General features: G+C 60.9%; 19 protein-coding genes. 13 read left to right on the top strand and 6 right to left on the bottom strand.

The annotated features are described in order from the left end of the window. Window positions 1-107 precede the first annotated feature (107 nt). Entirely contained in the window at window positions 108-1,757 is a 1,650-nt protein-coding gene (locus NMB96_RS09920) for an electron transfer flavoprotein-ubiquinone oxidoreductase (RefSeq protein ID WP_255086800.1), read from the top strand. Further along, window positions 1,754-3,841, top strand: a complete 2,088-nt coding sequence (locus NMB96_RS09915) for a glycoside hydrolase family 99-like domain-containing protein (RefSeq protein WP_255086799.1) — start codon at window positions 1,754-1,756, stop codon at window positions 3,839-3,841. Before NMB96_RS09920 ends, NMB96_RS09915 begins: the two co-directional genes overlap by 4 nt. Before the next feature lie 25 nt (window positions 3,842-3,866). Here the strand turns inward: NMB96_RS09915 and NMB96_RS09910 are convergent, their stop codons facing one another. Continuing rightward, entirely contained in the window at window positions 3,867-4,508 is a 642-nt protein-coding gene (locus tag NMB96_RS09910; RefSeq protein WP_255086798.1) for a CoA transferase subunit B, read from the bottom strand. Beyond that, on the bottom strand, window positions 4,508-5,239 hold the full coding sequence (locus tag NMB96_RS09905; protein WP_255086797.1) for a CoA transferase subunit A: 732 nt from the start codon (window positions 5,237-5,239) through the stop codon (window positions 4,508-4,510). Before NMB96_RS09905 ends, NMB96_RS09910 begins: the two co-directional genes overlap by 1 nt. 134 nt (window positions 5,240-5,373) lie before the next feature. Here NMB96_RS09905 and NMB96_RS09900 point away from each other — a divergent pair, with 134 nt between their 5' ends. After that, window positions 5,374-6,720, top strand: a complete 1,347-nt coding sequence (locus tag NMB96_RS09900) for a phosphohexomutase domain-containing protein (protein WP_255086796.1) — start codon at window positions 5,374-5,376, stop codon at window positions 6,718-6,720. A gap of 42 nt (window positions 6,721-6,762) precedes the next feature. Continuing rightward, window positions 6,763-8,166 (top strand): mannose-1-phosphate guanylyltransferase/mannose-6-phosphate isomerase, encoded by a 1,404-nt coding sequence (locus tag NMB96_RS09895; RefSeq protein WP_210762245.1) that lies wholly within the window; start codon window positions 6,763-6,765, stop codon window positions 8,164-8,166. A 115-nt stretch (window positions 8,167-8,281) separates the two neighbouring features. Here NMB96_RS09895 and rfbD read toward each other — a convergent pair whose 3' ends face one another. The 4 genes from rfbD to rfbB are packed head-to-tail and all read right to left on the bottom strand — an operon-like array spanning window position 8,282 to window position 11,739. Further along, window positions 8,282-9,190 carry a dTDP-4-dehydrorhamnose reductase gene (rfbD, locus tag NMB96_RS09890; RefSeq protein ID WP_255086795.1) on the bottom strand — a complete coding sequence of 303 codons (909 nt, stop codon included), beginning with the start codon at window positions 9,188-9,190 and terminating at the stop codon, window positions 8,282-8,284. Beyond that, the gene (gene rfbC / locus NMB96_RS09885; RefSeq protein WP_205392493.1) at window positions 9,187-9,744 is read right to left on the bottom strand and encodes a dTDP-4-dehydrorhamnose 3,5-epimerase; all 558 of its coding nucleotides are present in this window, start codon (window positions 9,742-9,744) and stop codon (window positions 9,187-9,189) included. The genes rfbD and rfbC overlap by 4 nt, the downstream gene beginning before the upstream one ends. Then, window positions 9,741-10,628, bottom strand: a complete 888-nt coding sequence (gene rfbA, locus NMB96_RS09880; RefSeq protein WP_255086793.1) for a glucose-1-phosphate thymidylyltransferase RfbA — start codon at window positions 10,626-10,628, stop codon at window positions 9,741-9,743. The genes rfbC and rfbA overlap by 4 nt, the downstream gene beginning before the upstream one ends. Before the next feature lie 55 nt (window positions 10,629-10,683). Then, window positions 10,684-11,739: a dTDP-glucose 4,6-dehydratase gene (rfbB, locus tag NMB96_RS09875; RefSeq protein ID WP_255086792.1), complete on the bottom strand. Its 1,056-nt coding sequence runs from the start codon at window positions 11,737-11,739 to the stop codon at window positions 10,684-10,686. Window positions 11,740-11,968: 229 nt separating this feature from the next. Here rfbB and NMB96_RS09870 point away from each other — a divergent pair, with 229 nt between their 5' ends. The 9 genes from NMB96_RS09870 to NMB96_RS09830 all read left to right on the top strand — a co-directional run bounded on the left by NMB96_RS09870 (window position 11,969) and on the right by NMB96_RS09830 (window position 20,865). Further along, complete coding sequence (locus tag NMB96_RS09870; protein WP_104549286.1) at window positions 11,969-12,715, top strand: electron transfer flavoprotein subunit beta/FixA family protein; 747 nt, start codon at window positions 11,969-11,971, stop codon at window positions 12,713-12,715. After that, entirely contained in the window at window positions 12,715-13,659 is a 945-nt protein-coding gene (locus tag NMB96_RS09865) for an electron transfer flavoprotein subunit alpha/FixB family protein (protein ID WP_255086791.1), read from the top strand. Before NMB96_RS09870 ends, NMB96_RS09865 begins: the two co-directional genes overlap by 1 nt. 15 nt (window positions 13,660-13,674) lie before the next feature. Beyond that, complete coding sequence (locus NMB96_RS09860; RefSeq protein WP_255086790.1) at window positions 13,675-14,661, top strand: lysylphosphatidylglycerol synthase transmembrane domain-containing protein; 987 nt, start codon at window positions 13,675-13,677, stop codon at window positions 14,659-14,661. 103 nt (window positions 14,662-14,764) lie between these two features. After that, on the top strand, window positions 14,765-16,153 hold the full coding sequence (locus NMB96_RS09855; protein WP_255086789.1) for a UbiA family prenyltransferase: 1,389 nt from the start codon (window positions 14,765-14,767) through the stop codon (window positions 16,151-16,153). Then, entirely contained in the window at window positions 16,153-17,454 is a 1,302-nt protein-coding gene (locus NMB96_RS09850; protein ID WP_255086788.1) for an FAD-binding oxidoreductase, read from the top strand. The genes NMB96_RS09855 and NMB96_RS09850 overlap by 1 nt, the downstream gene beginning before the upstream one ends. A gap of 2 nt (window positions 17,455-17,456) precedes the next feature. Then, window positions 17,457-18,185, top strand: a complete 729-nt coding sequence (locus tag NMB96_RS09845) for an SDR family oxidoreductase (RefSeq protein WP_255086787.1) — start codon at window positions 17,457-17,459, stop codon at window positions 18,183-18,185. Window position 18,186: 1 nt separating this feature from the next. Then, window positions 18,187-19,131, top strand: coding sequence for an NAD-dependent epimerase/dehydratase family protein (locus NMB96_RS09840; RefSeq protein ID WP_255086786.1), 945 nt, complete (start codon window positions 18,187-18,189; stop codon window positions 19,129-19,131). Window positions 19,132-19,153: 22 nt separating this feature from the next. Then, a complete protein-coding gene (locus NMB96_RS09835) occupies window positions 19,154-20,461 on the top strand; it encodes an NAD(P)/FAD-dependent oxidoreductase (protein WP_255086785.1) in 1,308 nt (435 codons plus the stop codon). Then, window positions 20,458-20,865: a GtrA family protein gene (locus NMB96_RS09830; protein WP_255086784.1), complete on the top strand. Its 408-nt coding sequence runs from the start codon at window positions 20,458-20,460 to the stop codon at window positions 20,863-20,865. Before NMB96_RS09835 ends, NMB96_RS09830 begins: the two co-directional genes overlap by 4 nt. Window positions 20,866-20,955: the final 90 nt, after the last annotated feature.

Raw genomic sequence — 20,955 nt, 5'->3', positions numbered from 1 at the left:
ACACGCTGAGCGGCACCGCGCAATGCGGATGAATCGATCCGATTTGCCGCCGTCACATCGAATCCCGGAAAATGCGCGTTAGCCATCGAGCCAACGGGAGCGGAGCAATGTCGGAAGCGGGAGTCGGCGCACATGCGTCAGAGACGGTCGAGCGCGACGTGATGGAGTACGACGTCGTCACCGTCGGCGCCGGTCCGGCCGGGCTGGCATTTGCGATCCGGCTCAAGCAGCTCGATCCGAACATCAGCGTGTGCGTGATCGAAAAATCCAGCACCATCGGCGCGCATATCCTCTCCGGTGCGGTGATCGAACCGGGTCCGCTGGATGCCCTGCTGCCCGGCTGGCGCGACAACCCGCCGCCGGTCTGCGTGGCCGCCACCGACGACGAATTCTGGTTTCTCGGCAAGGACAGCGCACGCAAGTTCCCGGTGGTGCCGCCGGGCATGCGCAACCACGGCAACTTCATCGTCAGCTTAGGGGCGATGTGCGCCTGGCTGGCACCGCAGGCCGAAGCGCTGGGCGTGGAAATCTACCCCGGCTTTGCGGCCGCCGAAACCCTGCATGACGCCAACGACCAGGTCATCGGCGTGCGCATTGGCGACATGGGCGTGGCCAAGGATGGATCGCACAAGCCCGGCTACACCGCAGGCATCGACATCCGCGCCAAGGTGACCGTGCTGGCCGAGGGCGCCCGTGGCCATCTGACCAAGCGCCTGCTCAAACGCTTCGACCTCACTGCCGACGCCGACCCACAGGGCTATTCGATCGGCATCAAGGAACTGTGGCAGGTACCGGAAGGACGCGTCAGCCCCGGCAAGATCGTGCACACGCTCGGCTGGCCGGCCGACAACCGCACCTATGGCGGCAGCTTCCTATATCACCTGGACAACAATCAGATCGCACTCGGCTATGTCAGCGGCCTGGACTATAGCGACCCCAAATACCAGCCGTGGGAAGCCTTCCAGCAATGGAAGAACCACGCGCTGATCAAGTCGGTGCTGGAAGGCGGCAGCATTCTTTCGGCCGGCGCACGCGCGATCGTCACCGGCGGCTGGCAGTCTCTGCCGAAAGTGGACATGCCCGGGGCCTTGTTGATCGGCGACACCGCCGGCCTGCTCAACGTGCCCAAGATCAAGGGCACCCATCAGGCGATCCGCAGCGGCATGCTGGCCGCCGAACATCTGGTGCAATCGCAACTGGCCCCGCAAGGCTTCGACGCAAAGCTGCGCGCCTCCGATGCGATGGCCGAGTTGAAAGAAGTGCGCAATATCAAGCCCGGTTTCAAGAAAGGCCTATGGTTCGGCCTGCTCAACGCCGCCTGGGAAACCGCGCTCAAGGGCGCCTCGCCGTGGACGCTGAAGAACAAACCGGACTGGTCTGCGTTGCACAAGATCGGCGAGTACGAGCAACCCAAGCGCGACTACGGCACGCGCGAACTCGCACCACGCGATCGTCTGCAGGCGGTCTACTTTGCCGCCACCGAACACGACGAAGACCAGCCCGTGCATCTGAAGGTGCTCGACACCGACATCTGCGCCACCCGCTGCGTGCAGGAGTACGACAACCCCTGCACGCGCTTCTGCCCGGCCAACGTCTACGAAATGGTCGCAGATACCAACAGCCCCTCCGGCAAGCGCCTACAGATCAACGCCGCCAACTGCGTGCACTGCAAGACCTGCGACATCAAGGACCCCTACGAGATCATCACCTGGGTCACACCGGAGGGTGGTTCCGGGCCGAACTACCAGAATCTATGAGTACACCAGGTCGCTCCATGCAGTCACGCGTACGCACGCAGTTATTCGCACTGCTGCGCACGGGATTTCGCGCAATTCCCCTGAGTGAAGCAACACGCGACCGCTGGCGCAGTTGGTTCCTGGACCGACATGCCGACTGGGCACCCGAGCCTGTACGCGGGCGTGCAAACCATGGCCTCTCGCGACGCCCCGCAGCACGTAGTGACGAACCGGCGATCGGTCATGTGCCTTATCGCACGGGTGCATTGCCAGAAATACTTCCGGCAACCCTGGTTGCGTTCTATCTGCCGCAATTCCATCCCATTCCAGAGAACGACGCGTGGTGGGGCAATGGCTTTACCGAATGGCGCAACGTCAGCCGCGCGCTTCCACAATTTGAAGGCCATCAACAGCCCCGGCTTCCCGCTGATCTTGGCTTCTATGATCTTCGTACTCCTCTCGTTATGCGCGAGCAAGCTCGCCTTGCACAGGAGTACGGCCTTGGTGCTTTTTGTTTCTATTTCTACTGGTTCGCCGGCAAGACTTTGCTGGAAATGCCGATCACCCAATGGCACGAAGACACCACGATCACCTTGCCGTTCTGCCTTTGCTGGGCAAATGAGAAATGGGCGCGTCGTTGGGACGGGCGTGGCGACGACATCCTGATCGATCAAGCACACAGCGCGGACGACGATCTGGCCTTTATCGCACACGTCGCAACATACATGCGCAACCCGAAATATCTGCGCGTGGATGGCTGCCCGTTGTTGCTGGTCTATCGGCCACATTTGCTGCCCGAGCCTGCCGAGACCGCAACACGCTGGCGCAGTTGGTGCCGTGACAATGGCATCGGTGAAATTCATCTTGCCTATGTGCAAGGCTTCGAACGTCCCGATCCGCGCGACATCGGATTCGATGCGGCAGTCGAATTCCCTCCCAATATGAGTACGCCACCTTCGGTCACTGCCAGGCAGCGATTGGTGAATCCGGACTTCAATGGCGACGTGCTCGATTGGCGAGAACTTGCGCGCGACATGGAACAACGACCGATGCGCGATTACACGCTATATCCAGGTGTAAACCCAGGCTGGGACAACGAACCGCGCCGCTCGGGAAAGGGACGCATCTACCTGCATGCATCCCCGCGCCGATATCGTGATTGGCTATCACGCACTGTGCAGCATCGCCTCGTCAATGTGGCGCCTGCACACCGCATGGTGTTCATCAATGCATGGAATGAGTGGGCCGAAGGCGCGGTACTCGAACCAGATGCACGCCTGGGATATGCGTGGCTGGATGCAACACGACAGGCGCTGACGCGCGCACCTGAAATTGCAACGAAGGCACGTTCGCTGAGCGCATGCGTGGTGTTGCACGCCTGGTATCTCGATGTACTGGACGAGATGCTCGATGCAATCGTGGCGTGCGGAACTCCGCTGCGCATCATCATCACGACCGACCTCATGAAGGTCATCGAAGTCAATAAGTGCATACAGCGGCGCGGTATCCAGGCCGAGGTGAAAGGCTTTGAAAATCGTGGCCGCGACATCCTGCCTTTCCTACACGTGGCCAACCGGCTACTCGATGAGGACGTGCAGCTGGTTTTGAAGCTGCATACCAAGAAATCGACCCATCGCGATGACGGAAATGCATGGCGGGACGAGATGCTCAACGCATTGCTGGCGCCACAGAGGGTCGATGCGATCGTGAACGCATTCTCCACCGATCCGCTTGTCGGTCTCGCGGCACCTGACGGTCATCTATTACCGGTAATCGATTTTATCGGAGGCAACGCTGACGCACTGGATTATCTTGCTGTTCGCACGGGCATGAATGCACCGGACGCAAATAGCTTATTTGCTTCCGGCAGCATGTTCTGGGCAAGGCTGGAGGCGTTACGCCCATTGCTGGATGCGCATCTTCATGCGAGCGAATTTGAAAGCGAACAGGGGCAAATCGATGGCAGCCTTGCACATGCGATCGAGCGCTTCGTTGGTCTTGCAGTGACCCATTCGGGGCATCGCGTCACCACGATCGAACAAACACTGGGCATCATCACAACACCATCAGCCCAGCCTTACCGGTATGCACGCAAGGCGCCTTGACGGCGCCCTGCGAATTGCAACGCAACTATTCTGCGGTTTGCACAACGAATGCAACACCGGTTTTGGCGCGCAGCTCCTCCAACTCCACACCTTCTGCGGCCTCCACCAACACCAACCCACCATCGGTGACATCGAACAATGCCAGGTCGGTGATGATGCGATCGACCACGCCCACGCCGGTCAATGGCAAGTCGCATTCGGGCAGGATCTTGTGGCTGCCGTCCTTGGCCACGTGTTCCATCAGCACCACCACGCGCTTGACCCCGGCCACCAGGTCCATTGCGCCACCCATGCCCTTGACCATCTTGCCGGGCACCATCCAGTTGGCCAGATCGCCGCGCTCTGTGACCTGCATCGCACCGAGAATTGCCAGATCGATGTGCCCGCCGCGGATCATCGCGAACGAGTCGTGGCTACCGAAATAGCTGGCGCCAGCGCGCGCGGTGACGGTCTGCTTGCCGGCATTGATCAGGTCCGCATCCACTTCGTCTTCGGTGGGAAACGGGCCGATACCGAGCAGGCCGTTCTCCGATTGCAGCCACACGTCCACGCCATCGGGAATGTGATTGGCCACCAGTGTCGGCAGGCCAATCCCCAGGTTGACGTAGGCGCCGTCGGTCAATTCGCGCGCCGCGCGTGCGGCCATCTGATCTCGGGTCCAGGCCATCACTGCTGTCCTTCGCGCACGGTGCGCTGTTCGATGCGTTTTTCCGGCGTGGCGTTGAGTACCAGGCGGTCGACATAGATGCCGGGCAGATGCACATGGTCCGGGTCGATCGCGCCCAACGCCACGATTTCCTCGACCTCGGCGATGCAGACGCGACCAGCCATGGCGCAGGCGGGATTGAAATTGCGCGCGGTCTTGCGAAACACCAGATTGCCGGCCGTATCCGCACGCCATGCCTTGACCAAGGCCACATCGGCCTGCAGCGCGGTCTCCAGCACATAGTGCTTGCCGTTGAATTCGCGGGTTTCCTTACCGTCGGCAACAATAGTGCCGTAGCCTGTCGCTGTGTAGAACGCCGGGATTCCCGCACCACCTGCACGCAAACGCTCGGCCAACGTACCTTGCGGATTGAACTCCAACTCCAGTTCACCGGCCAGATACTGCCGCTCGAATTCCTTGTTCTCGCCCACGTAGGACGAAATCATCTTGCGGATTTGCCGGGTGGCTAATAATTGGCCAAGTCCGAATCCATCGACCCCGGCGTTGTTGGAAATCACGGTCAACCCGCTGACTTCGCTTTCGCGCACTGCCGCGATCAGCGCTTCCGGGATTCCGCACAAGCCAAAGCCGCCCACCGCCAGGGTCTGGCCGTCGGCCAGCACCCCGTCCAGCGCCGCCTTGGCATCGGCGTAGCGTTTGCCGCTTGCCTTACCACGTCCACTATTGCGCATCACCGCCCTCGCCTCGCTGATGTGAAGCGGCCATTCTAGCCGCTGACTGTTCCCTGTCCCCGTTCGCAATTCCGCCACACCCAAGACACGGCGCAGCCGCTAAACTCGGACGTCCCCCACCCCAGGAATTGCCCATGACGCTACCCGCCTTCAAGGCCTACGATATTCGCGGCCGCGTGCCGGATGAACTCAACGAGGACTTGGCTCGCCGCATCGGCGTGGCGCTGGCGGCGCAGCTGGATCAAGGGCCGGTGGTCCTGGGCCATGACGTGCGCCTGGCCAGCCCCGGCTTGCAGGAAGCGCTCTCGGCCGGCCTGCGCGCCAGCGGCCGCGAGGTGATCGATATCGGCTTGTGCGGCACCGAGGAAGTTTATTTTCAGACCGATTACCTGAAGGCCGCCGGCGGCGTGATGGTCACCGCCAGCCATAACCCGATGGACTACAACGGCATGAAGCTGGTGCGCGAGCAGGCGCGACCGATCAGCTCAGATACCGGCCTGTTCGCGATTCGCGACACTGTCGCCGCCGATACCGCCGCACCGGGTGAGCCCACTGCGAGCGAACAGAGCCGTACCGATAAGACCGCCTATCTGGAGCACCTGCTCAGCTACGTGGACCGCAGCACGCTCAAGCCGCTCAAGCTGGTGGTCAACGCCGGCAACGGTGGCGCCGGTCTGATCGTCGATCTGCTCGCACCGCATCTTCCCTTCGAATTCGTGCGCGTCTTCCACGAACCCGATGGCAACTTCCCCAACGGCATTCCCAACCCGTTGCTGCCGGAAAACCGCGCTGCCACCGCCAAGGCGGTGCAGGAACACGGCGCCGATTTCGGTATTGCATGGGATGGCGACTTCGATCGTTGCTTCTTCTTCGACCACAGCGGCCGCTTCATCGAAGGCTATTACCTGGTCGGCCTGCTGGCGCAGGCAATCCTGGCCAAGCAGCCGGGCGGCAAGGTCGTGCACGACCCGCGCCTGACCTGGAACACTGTGGAGATGGTTGAAGACAGCGGCGGCATTCCGGTGCTGTGCAAGAGCGGGCATGCCTTCATCAAGGAAAAGATGCGCAGCGAAAACGCCGTTTACGGCGGCGAAATGAGCGCGCACCATTATTTCCGCGAGTTCGCCTACGCCGACTCCGGCATGATTCCGTGGCTGTTGATTGCCGAGCTGGTGTCGCAGTCTGGTCGTTCGCTGGCAGATCTGGTGGAAGCACGCATGCAGAAGTTCCCTTGCAGCGGCGAGATCAACTTCAAGGTGGACGATGCCAAGGCCGCGGTTGCGCGCGTGATGGAGCATTACGCGTCGCTGTCACCCGAGCTGGATTACACCGATGGCATCAGCGCGGACTTCGGCCAGTGGCGTTTCAACCTGCGTAGTTCCAACACCGAACCACTGCTGCGTCTGAACGTGGAAACGCGCGGCGACGCCGCCCTGCTGGAAACGCGTACGCAAGAGATTTCCAACCTGCTACGTGGTTGATTCACCCTCCCCCACCTTGACGCACTGGAGTTTCCCCCGCTCATGAGCGACGTCCTTCCGATTATCCTGTCCGGCGGTTCCGGCACGCGCCTGTGGCCGTTGTCGCGCGAATCGTACCCGAAGCAGTTCCTGCCGCTGGTCGGCGAGCACAGCATGCTGCAGGCCACCTGGCTGCGTTCGGCTCCGGTGGCCGCGCACGCGCCCATCGTGGTGGCCAACGAAGAGCACCGCTTCATGGCGGCCGAACAATTGCAGCAGCTTGGCGTGAAGCCGTCGGCCATCCTGCTCGAGCCCAAGGGCCGCAACACTGCTCCGGCTATTGCTGTGGCTGCACTGGAAGCCACCCGTAACGGCGGCGATCCGCTGTTGCTGGTTCTGCCGTCCGATCATGTGATTCAGAATGAAGTTGCTTTCCAGGCAGCGGTCACCTTGGCGGCCACTGCGGCCGAGCAAGGCAAGCTGGTCACTTTCGGCATCAAGCCCACCGCGCCTGAAATCGGCTACGGCTACATCAAGGCAGGCGCAGGCACCGGTGTCAGCGCTGTGGAGCGCTTCGTCGAGAAGCCTGATCTGGCAACCGCGCAAGGCTACCTGGACAGCGGCGAGTACTATTGGAACAGCGGCATGTTCCTGTTCCGCGCATCGCGCTACCTGGAAGAGCTGCGCAAGTTCCAGCCCGCGATCGCCGATGCCTGCCAGAAGGCATGGGAAGGCGGCAAGCGCGACGCCGACTTCACCCGCCTGGACAAGGATGCGTTCGCGTCCAGCCCGTCGGATTCGATCGACTATGCGGTGATGGAAAAGACTGCCGATGCGGTCGTCGTGCCGCTGGATGCCGGCTGGAATGACGTTGGCTCATGGTCCTCGCTGCTGGACGTCTCCGAGCAGGATGGCCAAGGCAATGCGCATCACGGCGATGTCATCCAGCTCGATTGCAAGAACACTTATGCGTATGGCTCGCGCCTGATTGCCATGGTCGGTCTGGAGAATGTGGTGGTGGTGGAAACAGACGACGCAGTGCTGGTCGGCCACCGCGACCGCATCCAGGAGGTCAAGGAAGTGGTCAGCCAGATCAAATCGGCCGGCCGTTCCGAGGCGACCTGGCACCGCAAGGTCTATCGTCCGTGGGGCGCCTACGATTCGATCGACATGGGCCAGCGTTTCCAGGTCAAGCGCATCACGGTAAAGCCGGGCGCCACGCTCAGCCTGCAGATGCACCACCACCGCGCCGAACATTGGATCGTGGTGAGCGGAACCGCCGAAGTCACCCGTGGCGAAGAAGTACTGCTGCTGACTGAAAACCAGAGTACCTACATCCCGCTGGGCGTGACCCATCGCCTGAAAAACCCGGGCAAATTGCCGCTGGAACTCATTGAAGTCCAGTCCGGCAGTTACCTGGGTGAAGACGACATCGTGCGTTTCGAAGATACCTACGGGCGCACCTGATCGGTCGCTTGCAGGACTCTGCAACACATAAACAAACAGCCGGGGATTCCCGGCTGTTTGTTTTTGCGGCTTGCACTGGTCGATGGAACTATCGCCACCGACCAGAGTCGCCGATTTACTGTTTGGCAGCGGCGATTTCGGCAATCACGCGCTGCAAGCCAAGCTGCCATTCCGGCAATACGATGTCGAAATCGCGCTGCAGTTTTTCGATCGACAACCGCGAATACGCCGGCCGCTTCGCAGGCGTCGGGTAGTCGGCGGTGGTGATCGGCACCACGCGCGGTGCGCGCGACAACAGGCCGGAGCTGACAGCCTCCTCAAAGATGGCTTCGGCAAAACCATGCCAGCTAGTCTGTCCTGCAGCCGTGAGGTGCCATGTGCCCGAGGTGTCGGGTTTGCGTTGGCGCAGCAACTGCGCTGTGACATCGGCAATCAGAGCTGCGGGCGTCGGGGTTCCGATCTGATCGGCCACCACGCGCAGCTCATCGCGCTCGGCGCCGACACGCAACATCGTGCGCAGGAAATTCGCACCATGCGGTGCATAGACCCATGCCGTGCGCAAAATCAGATGCTGCGCACCGGAGGCGCGGATGGCGTCCTCGCCAGCAAGCTTGGTTTCGCCATATACACCTAGCGGCGAGGTCTGCGCATCCTCCAGATAGGGTGCGCTGCCCTGGCCATCGAAGACGTAATCAGTCGAATAGTGCACCAACGGCACGTTACGGGCAGCACACCATGCCGCAATGACGCCAGGCGATAGCGCATTCGCCCGCATGGCGCTATCGCGATCCTGCTCGGCGCGATCTACTGCCGTATAGGCTGCAGCGTTGACCACACGCGAAGGGCCAATCCGGTCCAGCAAGGCTGGCAAAGCTTCCGGTGCGTCGAAGTCCGCCGTCTCGCACGCGCTGCCATCAGGCAACTGGCCACTGCGTGTCGTCGCCTGCACCGCGCCATCGGCCGCCAGTGCGCGCAGCAGTTCAGTGCCTACCTGCCCGTTCGCCCCAAACACCAGAGTGATCACGGCGTATACACCGGCAATCGATCAACTGGCACGTCGCTCAGGAACGGCGCATTGGCATCCTTGGCGGATAGCAAAGGGTCGCTGATCGGCCAATCGACACCGATCGCCGCGTCATCCCAACGCACGCCAGCGTCGGCTTCTTTAACATACACGTCGGTACATAGATAACTGAAAACGGCGCGCTCGGACAACACCGCAAAACCATGCGCAAAGCCTTCCGGAATCCAGAACTGCTTCTTGTTCTCTGCGCTCAATACCACCGCAGCCCATTGACCGAAATTCGGCGAACCATGACGCACATCGACAGCGACGTCATACACCTCGCCTTCGAGCACGCTGACCAACTTACCTTGCGGGCGCGGCCACTGATAGTGCAGACCACGCAGCACGCCCTTGGCAGAGGTGGACACGTTGCTCTGCACGAACTGCGTCGGCAGGCCGTGTTGGCCAAAGCGCTCTGCATTCCATGTTTCAAAGAAATACCCGCGCTCATCGCCGAACACTGCCGGCTCGATGACAACGCAACCCGGTAGACGCGTTTCGATTACTTTCAAGGCACTACTCCTCTTACAGCCAACTCATGTAGATACTTGCCATAGTCATTTTTCAGCAGCGGTGCAGCCAGGCGCTCCAACTGCTCGGCATCGATCCAGCCCTGACCGAATGCGATTTCTTCCGGGCAGCACACCTGCAGGCCCTGGCGCATCTGGATGGTCTCGATGAAATTGGCCGCTTCGTGCAATGACTGGTGCGTACCGGTATCCAGCCATGCGTACCCGCGCCCCAACGGTTCAAGATGCAAGTCGCCGGCATCGAGATAGCAACGATTGAGATCGGTGATTTCCAGCTCGCCGCGCGGCGACGGTTTCAGGGCAGCGGCATAATCGCTGGCCTTGCCATCGTAGAAGTACAAGCCGGTGACCGCATAGTTGGAGCGTGGCTTTTCCGGCTTTTCGGCAATGTCGATGACCTTGCCCTGCTGATCAAATTCGGCAACGCCGTAGCGTTCCGGATCGTTGACCCAGTAGCCGAAGACGGTTGCTCCCTGCTCGCGCGCATCGGCGCGGCGCAAGGTCTCGGTCAGGCCATGCCCATGGAAAATGTTGTCGCCCAGCACCAGGCAACTCGGCTTGCCGTCGACGAATTCACGACCGATCAGATAGGCCTGCGCCAACCCGTCCGGGCTGGGTTGCACTGCGTACTGGATGTTGACGCCCCACTGCGAGCCATCGCCCAGCAGCGACTGAAACAGCGCCTGCTCATGCGGCGTGTTGATGATCAGAATGTCGCGGATACCCGCAAGCATCAGCACGCTCAGCGGGTAGTAAATCATCGGCTTGTCGTACACCGGCAACAGCTGCTTGCTGACGCCCTTGGTGATCGGATACAGGCGCGTGCCTGACCCGCCTGCCAAAATGATGCCTTTACGTTGTGTCATGAGGTACTCCTGTTGAGGCCCGCGCGCATGCGCAGGCTCTTGCAAGGGACGCGCGTTATGCCGCAGCGCCGATCCGTTCGAGCCGATAGCTGCCATCCAGCACGCCCTGCACCCACGCCTGGTTGGTCAGGTACCACTCCACCGTCTGCGCGATGCCTTGCTCGAAGGTATACGCCGGCTCCCAGCCCAACTCGTCCTTCAACTTTGAGGCATCGATCGCGTAACGGCGATCGTGTCCGGGACGGTCGGTGACATAGGTGATCTGGCTGGCGCGCGGCTTGCCGTCTTCGCGCGGACGATGCTGATCCAGCAGTGCGCAGATCGCCTGCACGACTTCGATGTTCTGGCGCTCGGAATTGCCGCCCACGTTGTAGGTCTCGCCGACCCGGCCCTTGGCCAGCACGGTGCGGATCGCTTCGCAATGATCGCTGACGAACAGCCAGTCGCGCACCTGCTTGCCGTCTCCGTACACCGGTAGCGGCTCGCCGGCCAGCGCCTTGGCAATGACCAATGGAATGAGTTTTTCGGGGAAGTGGTACGGACCGTAGTTGTTCGAGCAGTTGGTGGTCAGCACCGGCAGCCCGTAGGTGTGGTGGAACGCGCGCACCAAGTGATCCGACGCTGCCTTGGAGGCCGAGTACGGCGAGTTCGGGGCGTAGGGCGTGGTTTCGGTGAACTTGCCGGTCTCACCCAGCGTGCCATAGACCTCGTCGGTGGACACATGCAGGAGGCGGAACGCATCACGGCGCGTATCCGGCAACGCTTTCCAATAGTCGCGCACTGCCTCAAGCAGGGCCAAAGTGCCGACCACGTTGGTCTGGATGAAGGCGCCAGGGCCTTCGATCGAACGATCGACATGGCTTTCGGCCGCGAAGTTCAGCACCGCGTCCGGCTGATGTTCCTGCAGCAAGCGAGTCACAAGCGCGCCGTCACCGATGTCGCCCTTGACGAAAACATGGTCGGCGTTGCCTTCCAGCGACGCCAGCGTGTTCAGATTGCCCGCATAAGTGAGCGCGTCCAGATTGACCACGCGGATCCCACGAGAGACCGCCTCCAGAACAAAATTTCCGCCGATAAAGCCGGCCCCGCCGGTTACTAGCCAAGTCGCCACTGTCTACTCCTCCTGGTCGCGCGCACCCGCGCTGCATTTTCAAACCACACAGGATATATGGTCCGGGCAAGACCGAGCTTAAGCATCGCCCACATCGCTGCGTCCGACTGCCGCAGCGCAGCATCCATACGCCATCGCATGGTGCGCCCTCCCCGGTTAGAATGGCGGCACTCCCGAGCCTGCCGCCGCGGCCGGGCCTTCCCGCAACAGCTGAAGGATCTCGTACACGATGAAAATCCTCGTCGCCTACAAGCGCGTGGTGGACTACAACGTCCGCATTCAGGTCAAGCCGGATGGCTCCGGTGTGGTGACCGACGGCGTCAAGCTCTCGCCGAACCCGTTCGACGAAATCGCCCTGGAAGAGGCGTTGCGCCTGCGCGATGCCGGCATCGCCACCGAGGTGGTAGTCGCCACGCTGGCGCCGGCCGACGCGGCCGCGCATCTGCGCAACGGTCTGGCCATGGGCGCCAACCGGGCCATCCACGTGGTGACCGACTCCGCCATCCAGCCGCTGACCGCTGCACGTACCCTGCTCAAGCTGGTCGAGAAGGAACAGCCGGACCTGGTCATCCTGGGCAAGCAAGCGATCGACGACGATGCCAACCAGACCGGTCAGATGCTCGCCACGCTGTGGGGCCGTCCGCAGGCGACCTTCGCCGGCAAGCTGGTCGTGGCCGATGGCAAGGCCACCGTGACCCGTGAGGTCGATGCCGGCCTGGAAACGCTGGAAGTGGACCTGCCGGCGGTGATTACCACAGATCTGCGCCTGAACGAGCCGCGCTTCATCAAGCTGCCGGACATCATGAAGGCCAAGAGCAAGCCGCTGGAAACGCTGGCTTTTGCCGACCTCGGCGTCGATGCGCACGACAGCCTCAGCACCACCCACTACGCCGCGCCGTCCAAGCGCAGCCGTGGCGTGATGGTCAAGGACGCCGCCGAACTGGTGGCCGCACTCAAGCAAAAGGGGTTGTTGTAATGGCCAAGATTCTCGTTGTCGCCGAACATCTCAACGGTCAGCTCAATGCGGCCACCGCCAAGACCCTCAGCGCCGCGCTGGCGGTGTCGGCCGAGTCCATCGACATCGTCGTGCTGGCCGCCGACCCTGCGACGGTTGCCGGGCAGGCCGCGCAGTTGGCGGGCGTCGCACGCGTACTGACGGTGACAAACGCCGCCAACGAACACGCCGTCGCCCAGGTGCTTGGGCCGCAGATCGCACAGCTCGCCGGCCAGGGCTACAGCCACGTGTTCGGCCCCTCGACAACGTTTGGCAAGGATCTGATGCCGGTCGTGGCCGCGCTGCTGGGCGTGAACCAGATCTCCGACCTGATGTCGGTCGAGGATGCCTACACCTTCAAGCGCCCGATTTACGCCGGCAACGCGATCATCAGCGTGAAAGCGCCGGCCGACCAGATCGTTGTTGCAACTGTGCGCAGCGCCTCGTGGCCGGAAGCGGCAGCCGGCGGCAGTGCGACGGTCGAGGCAGTCACCGTCGATGCCGCGCTGCCGACCCACACCCGCTTCGTCGGCCTGGCCGCAGGCAGCTCCGATCGCCCCGACCTGCAGAGCGCCAAGCGCGTGGTCTCCGGCGGCCGCGGCGTCGGCTCGGCCGAGAATTTCCAGCACATCTACAGCCTGGCCGACAAACTCGGCGCGGCCGTGGGCGCCTCGCGCGCTGCAGTGGACGCCGGCTACGTGCCGAACGAACTGCAGGTCGGCCAGACCGGCAAGATCATCGCCCCCGAGCTGTACGTGGCGATCGGTATCAGCGGCGCAATCCAGCATCTGACCGGCATCAAGGACGCAGGGACGATCGTGGCGATCAACAAGGACCCGGAGTCGCCGATCTTCGAGATTGCGGATATTGGCTTGGTTGGGGATCTGTTCGCATTGCTCCCTGAGCTGGAGGCCGCACTGGGCTGAGGCCCTTCTGCTGCAATGGATTCACCTTCACCTCCCAGCATCAACGGTGCCGCAAGATTGTGGCACCGCCTGGATTATCTGGCCGCCTTCGTTCTCGTGCTATGCGCCGGGTACGTCGCCGCATTGGTCTGGGTCGATCACGGAAACCGGACCTTTTCGCGGCTGAGCGAGGTCTGGCCGTTGATGTCGCTCGCCATCGTGCCCGTTTCCATCACGTATCTGTTCCGGTACTGGCGGTGGCACTGGCTCCTCCGCCGTAAAGGCCATCAGTTACCGGTATTACCTGGCCTGGCTGGCTATTTGGCAGGCTTCGCATTGACCGCAACGCCCGGCAAGGCCGGCGAATTGCTGCGGATTCGCTATTTCGCGCGCATGGGCATCCCGCCCGAGCGTACGCTGGGCGTCTTCGTCTTCGAGCGCGCGTCCGATCTGCTGGTCATCCTGTCTTTGGCGTTGCTGGCTGCCTCGGTGTTCCCCACCCTGGGCGCCCTGGTCGCGGTGGTGCTGGGATTTGTCTGCCTGCTATTCGGCGCGGCAGCGTGGCCTGCGCTATTGAACACTCTGGCACGTTTGAGCGAGCGCTTTCCCGGCCGCTGGTTACGACGCTTGGCCAGCTTTTGCCTTGCGGCAGCGTTGGAGCTACGTAGCTGCCTGGATCTGCGCGCGTTCGGACAAAGCATGCTTGCCGGATCCATCGCCTGGGGACTGACATCTGCGGTCTTCGTAAGCCTTTGCATTGGAATGGGCTTGCAGCTGAACCCTGTTGTCGCGCTCGGTATTTACCCGCTCGCGATGCTGATTGGCGCACTGTCGTTCGTCCCCGGTGGCGTTGGCACGACCGAACTGGCCATCGTGTTGATGCTCAATCGGCTCGGGATCTCTACGCAGGACGCAATTGCAGTCGCCGTCGCAGCCCGCCTGGTCACGCTCTGGTACGCCATTCTCGTCGGCGCGTTGGCCATGTTGATAGCAGAATTTGCCTCGCGAGAAGAAGCAGGTTGATCGACTAGGTATAATCGCGGCCCCGCAATGGATCGCCAGGCCCTCGATGTCAGCCCCTACCAGCAGCTCCACTCGTCCAGTTGTTTCGGGACGCGCCTTGTGCGTGGATCTGGATGGCACGCTTTTGAACTCTGACATCCTCTACGAGTCGGTGCTAGCTCTGCTGGCACGAAATCCGCTGTACGTGTTCTTGCTGCCCCTGTGGCTGTTGCGCGGCAAGGCTGCGCTGAAGCGCGAACTTGCCTCCCGCGTCTTCCTGCCTGCAGAGACCTTGCCTTACAACCACCAAGTGCTAGAGCTGCTGCGTACCACGACGCAACGCCCACGCGTGCTATGCACGGCCTCGGATACACTGCTGGTGAAGCCTATCGCAGACCACCTGGGCCTGTTCGAACAAGTGATCGCCAGTGATGGCAAACGCAATCTGTCTGGTCGCAACAAGGCCGATGTACTGGTCGACACATTTGGGCAGGGGAACTTCGATTACGCCGGCAACGGCAGCGTGGATCTGCACGTATGGGAAAAGGCTGGCGGCGCCTGGGTCGTCAACAACGGGACTGCACTCGCCAAAGCCGCCGCAGAGCGGACGCACGTGCATGCGCATTGGCCTGCTCCGCCGCGTGCCCGAGCATGGCTGAAAGCGTTGCGCCTGCATCAATGGTTGAAGAATCTGCTGGTGTTCGTTCCACTCCTTACCGCTCATCGCTTCCTGGATCTGGACTCGGTAATGCAAGCCACGATCGCGCTTGTGGCGTTCGGGCTATGCGCATCTGGCGTCTACGTGCTCAACGATTTACTTGACCTGACGCCGGACCGTCAACATCCGCGCAAGCGCAAGCGGCCGTTTGCGGCAGGTCGACTTCCTCTTCTGCAGGGTCTGCTCGTCGCTCCTGCGCTGACCATCGCCGGACTGCTGCTTTCTTTAGCCTGCAGCGTCGAATTCACGTTGGTGTTGCTGGCCTACTACGTCATGACACTGGCGTATTCGCTGCGTTTGAAGCGTGTCGTGATGATCGACGTAGTACTGCTCGCAGCGCTTTACACCGTGCGCATCATCGGTGGGGCCGTGGCGATCGGCGTCGAATTATCGTTCTGGCTGCTGGCCTTTTCGATGTTCATGTTCCTGTCTCTGGCCCTACTCAAGCGTTACACTGAACTGCACGCCATGTTGAGCAGCGGCAAGACCAAGGCCAGTGGGCGTGCCTATTCGGTCGAGGACCTTTCGCTGCTGCAATCGATGGGCGCTGCTGCCGGCTACATCGCAGTCATGGTGATGGCGTTGTACATCAACAGCCCCGAGAGTGTGGAGCTTTACCGCAACCCCAAGTTGCTGTGGTTGGTTTGTCCAGTGCTGCTGTATTGGGTGAGCCGAGTCTGGATCATTGCCTACCGCGGAGACATGCACGACGATCCGATCGTGTTTGCCGCCACAGACCGTGTAAGCCAGATCGTTGTCGTGCTGTGCGGGCTGTTCGCTCTGAGCGCCATCTGATGACAGCGGGGCAATCCTGGGGACGCTATCCCAAGGCACATCAGACGCTGATACCGGTCAACGATCGCGCCACACGCTTGCCGGCATTCGATGGCCAAGCCCTGCCCCGCGGCAACGGACGCAGTTATGGCGACAGTTGCCTTAATCCGGATGGGACCTTGTTGTGCGCAAGCGGGCTCGATCGCTTCATCGCCTTTGATCCGAGCAATGGCGTACTGCGTTGCGAAGGGGGCGTCACCCTGGCGGAAATCATCGAACTGGTTTTGCCACAGGGCTGGTTTTTGCCTGTGACGCCGGGCACTCGCTATGTCACGGTGGCTGGCGCAATCGCCAATGACGTGCATGGCAAGAACCACCATCGCACTGGTACCTTCGGTCACCACGTGCGCGCATTCGAGCTGCTGCGCAGCGATGGCGAGCGGCGGCTCTGCACTCGAGCCGACAACGATCACTGGTTCGCAGCCACGGTGGGAGGCCTGGGCCTGACCGGCCTGATCACCTGGGCAGAGATTCAACTACGACGCGTCGGCAGCCCAACCCTGGAGGCGGAGAACATCCGTTTCGGCTCGCTCGACGAATTCTTTGCCTTATCTGCCGCATCTGCAGAAAGCCACGAATACAGCGTTGCCTGGATCGATTGCCTGGCAAGCGGACGTTCGCGGGGACGTGGACACTTCACGCGTGCCGATCACTGCAGCGGACTTCCGCAGGAACGACCGAAATCACCAGACGCGGGACTATCCATGCCGATCACGCCGCCGATTTCGTTGGTGAACAAATTATCCCTGCGGCCTTTCAACGCGCTGTACTACTGGCGCCAGCCTGCACCACGCAAACGCTTTGTCAGTCATCTGCTGCCGTTCTTCTATCCGCTGGACGGCATCCGCGACTGGAACCGCATGTACGGGCCTTCCGGCTTCCTGCAATACCAGTGTGTACTGCCGCCAGCAACCTCGCGAGACGGGGTCGATGCCCTGCTAGCCGAAATTGCCCGCAGCGGTAGCGGCTCGTTCCTTGCTGTGCTGAAAGAGTTCGGCAGCACACCCTCACTCGGCATGCTGTCATTTCCCAGACCAGGCACTACGCTGGCACTGGATTTTCCCAATAGTGGCCCTGACGTGTTCCGCCTGCTCGAGCGACTCGACCGCATCGTCGACGAAGCAGGCGGCGCTCTGTACCCTGCCAAAGATGCACGTATGGCCGCGCATTCGTTCCAGCGCGCCTACGGCCTCTGGCGCGAATTCAGCAGCTATCTCGATCCACGTTTTTCTTCCGGCTTCTGGCGCCGGGTCACGGAGTAAACATGCAACGCGTCCTCATCATCGGTGCCACCTCGGCCATCGCCGAAGCAACCGCCCGACGCTACGCCGCACGCGGGGCGGCCATCCATCTGCTCGGCCGACAGGCAACGCGCCTGGAGACGATCGCGGCGGACCTCGCAACACGCGGCGCCAAGAGCAGCGTCGGCGTGCTGGATGTCAACGACAGCGCACGTCACTGCGATATCCTGGATGCTGCCTGGGCCGCATTGGGTGGCGTCGATGTGGTGTTGATTGCGCATGGCACGCTGCCGGATCAAGCTGCGTGCAACGCATCGTTCGAACTGTCGCTTCGCGAATTCGCAACCAACGGCACCTCCACTATCGCGCTGTGCGCAGCGATCGTGCCGCGGCTGGTCTCGGGCGCAACGCTTGCGGTGATTTCTTCGGTGGCAGGAGACCGTGGTCGCGCCAGCAACTACCTATATGGCTGCGCAAAAGCGGCTGTGACTGCATATCTGAGCGGACTCGGCCAGCGCTTGCGTCCGGAAGGCATCAACGTACTCACGATCAAGCCGGGCTTCGTCGACACCCCAATGACCGCAGCTTTCAAGAAGGGCGCCCTGTGGGCAAAGCCGGATCAGATCGCCAAGGGAATCGTCAGTGCGGTGGACAAGCGTCGTGCTGTGGCCTACTTACCAGCTTTTTGGTGGGCCATCATGCTGGTGATCAAAAACATCCCCGAATTCGTTTTCCGCAGGATCAAGCTCTGACATGACCGACAAACACGCCAAGATTGTCATCACGGGTGCCGCCGGGCTGGTCGGCCAAAACCTGATCGTCGAGCTCGAACAACAGGGCTACACCCAACTGGTGGCAATCGACAAGCACGCGCACAATTTGCAGATTCTGCGCGAGCTGCATCCTGCCGTGCGTGTCTTGCATGCGGACCTCGCCGAACCGGGCGAATGGGCCCGCGAGTTCGAAGGCGCAGCCTGCGTCGCTCAATTGCACGCACAGATCACTGGCAAAACCACCGAGCTTTTCACCCGCAACAACCTGGTTGCCACTTCGCATGTGCTTGACGCCTGCAAAGCGGCCAACGTGCCCTTCGTGGTCCACATCAGCTCATCGGTGGTGAATTCGATCGCTGTGGATGATTACACAAACACCAAGCGCTCCCAGGAAGAAATGGTGGTGAGCAGCGGCTTGCGTCATTGCGTGTTGCGGCCAACGCTGATGTTTGGCTGGTTCGATCCAAAGCATCTGGGCTGGCTGTCGCGCTTCATGGCCAAGACGCCCGTCTTTCCGATCCCAGGCGATGGCAAGTTCATGCGCCAGCCGCTATACGAACGTGACTTCTGCCGCTGCATCGCTAAATGCATCGAACGCGAACCCAACGGCGAGGTCTACGATATCGTTGGCGACACACGCGTGGATTACGTTGACATCATCAAGACGATCAAGCGGGTCAAACGCCTGCATACGGTGATCGTGCATATTCCTATCGGTTTCTTTGCCTTCCTGCTGCGCGTGTATTCGATCTTTAGCAAGAAACCCCCATTCACGGCCGACCAGCTCAAGGCGCTCAGCGCCGGCGATGACTTCAAAGGCGTCAATACCGAGAAAGTCTTCGGCGTGCGCCAGACGCCATTCGAAGATGCGATCCGCGAAAGTTATACCGACCCGCGCTATAGCCACATCGTACTTAAGCGCTGAACTGTCACCAAGAGATAAACACATGAGCTCATTCGCGATCGTCGGCAGTGGCCCCATGGGCCTAATGGCTGCCATGGAACTACTGAAGAAAGGTCATCAGGTCGATGTATACGAACGCGATGACCGGATCGGTGGCATGTCCGCCGATTTTGATTTCGACGGCCTGCACATCGAGCGCTATTACCACTTCATCTGCAAGACTGATTTCCCGCTGTTCAAGCTGCTCGAGGACCTAAAGCTGTCCGACCGCCTGCATTGGACCGACACAAAAATGGGGTACTACTACCAGGGCAAGCTGCACAAATGGGGAACGCCGTTCGCCCTGCTCGGTTTCCCGCATCTGGGACTAGTCGACAAGATCCGCTACGCGCTGCATGTCATGCACACCAAGGGTATCAGCGACTGGACCGCGCTGGATAAGGAGAACGCACGCGACTGGATTACCCGCTGGATCGGCCCCAAAGCCTACAAGGTGATGTGGGAGAAGGCGTTCGCGCTGAAGTTCTTCGAGTACCAGAACGACCTGTCCGCCTCGTGGATCGGTACCCGAATCAAGCGCGTGGCGTTGTCGCGGCGCAATCTTCTCAACGAAAGCATGGGCTATCTGGAAGGTGGCTCGGCCGTTCTGCTGGAACGCATGGCGGCAGAAGTTGCACGTCTCGGCGGTCGCATCCTGCTGTCGCGGCCGATCGAGGAGGTCGCCTCGGCCGACGGCCAGGTCACCGGCATCCGCACCCGCGACGGCCACCATCCCTACGACGGCGTCGTGTCGACCGCACCGATCCAGTACGTGCCCGGCATGGTGCCCGGCCTGCCCAAGACGTTTGCCGACCAGGTCGGCGCGATCGAGAATATTCCGGTCGCCTGCGTGATCCTGAAGCTATCCAGGCCGGTCAGCGAAAACTTCTGGATGAACATCAGCGACGACCGGATCGCCATTCCTGGCCTGATCGAGTACAGCAACCTCAACCCCGGCAACGGCCCCGGCGAGCACATCGTGTACGCGCCCTACTACATGCCCAAGACCCATCCGAAGTGGCAGTGGAGTAACCAGCAGTTGATCGACGAGGTCATCAGCTACCTGCCTATGATCAACCCGGACTTCAAGCCGGAGTGGATCCGCGCCACCCATTGCCATCGTTACGAGTACGCGCAGACCATCTGCCCGCCAGGCTTCCAGGACATGCTGCCGCCGATGAAGACGCCGTTGCGTGGATTCTTCATGGCAGACACCGCCTACTATTATCCAGAAGACCGTTCTATCAATGAAAGCATCGCCGTTGGCGCGAAGCTCGCTCACGTCGCGGCAGAAGGGAAGACGTCAAGGTGATCTCTCGACAGTTCTTACTGTTTCTAGTCGCAGGGAGTATAGCCGCAGCTGTAAATTTTGGCTCTCGTCTTGTCTTTAGTGGGTGGATGCGCTACGTCCCAGCAATTATTTTGGCTTACTGTCTAGGCATGATTACGGCCTTCATACTCAACAAGGTCTTGGTTTTCCAAAAAGCACAGAACGATCTCAGCCATCAGATGACTTGGTTTCTCATCGTCAACTTGGCCGCAGTATTGCAAACAATCATGATCAGCTTGGTACTCTCCCGTTGGTTACTACCTGCCCTGCAGATCAACTTCCATAACGAAACAGTAGCACACGCCTTTGGCGTTGCTGTGCCTGTGATTACTAGTTACTTAGGCCACAAACACCTTTCTTTTTCATCATCAAAATATTTAAGATAGACATTACCACATCTCCACAAGAATAATTTAGTCGAAGATGGCATCGGAGCTTAACTCCGAATGCAAATTTCAATGAAATTCTTGAGTACC

This window comes from Xanthomonas hortorum, from assembly GCF_024339125.1.
In the GTDB taxonomy this organism is placed as follows: Bacteria; Pseudomonadota; Gammaproteobacteria; order Xanthomonadales; family Xanthomonadaceae; genus Xanthomonas; species Xanthomonas hortorum.
This window is presented reverse-complemented; position numbering and strand designations above follow the sequence as displayed.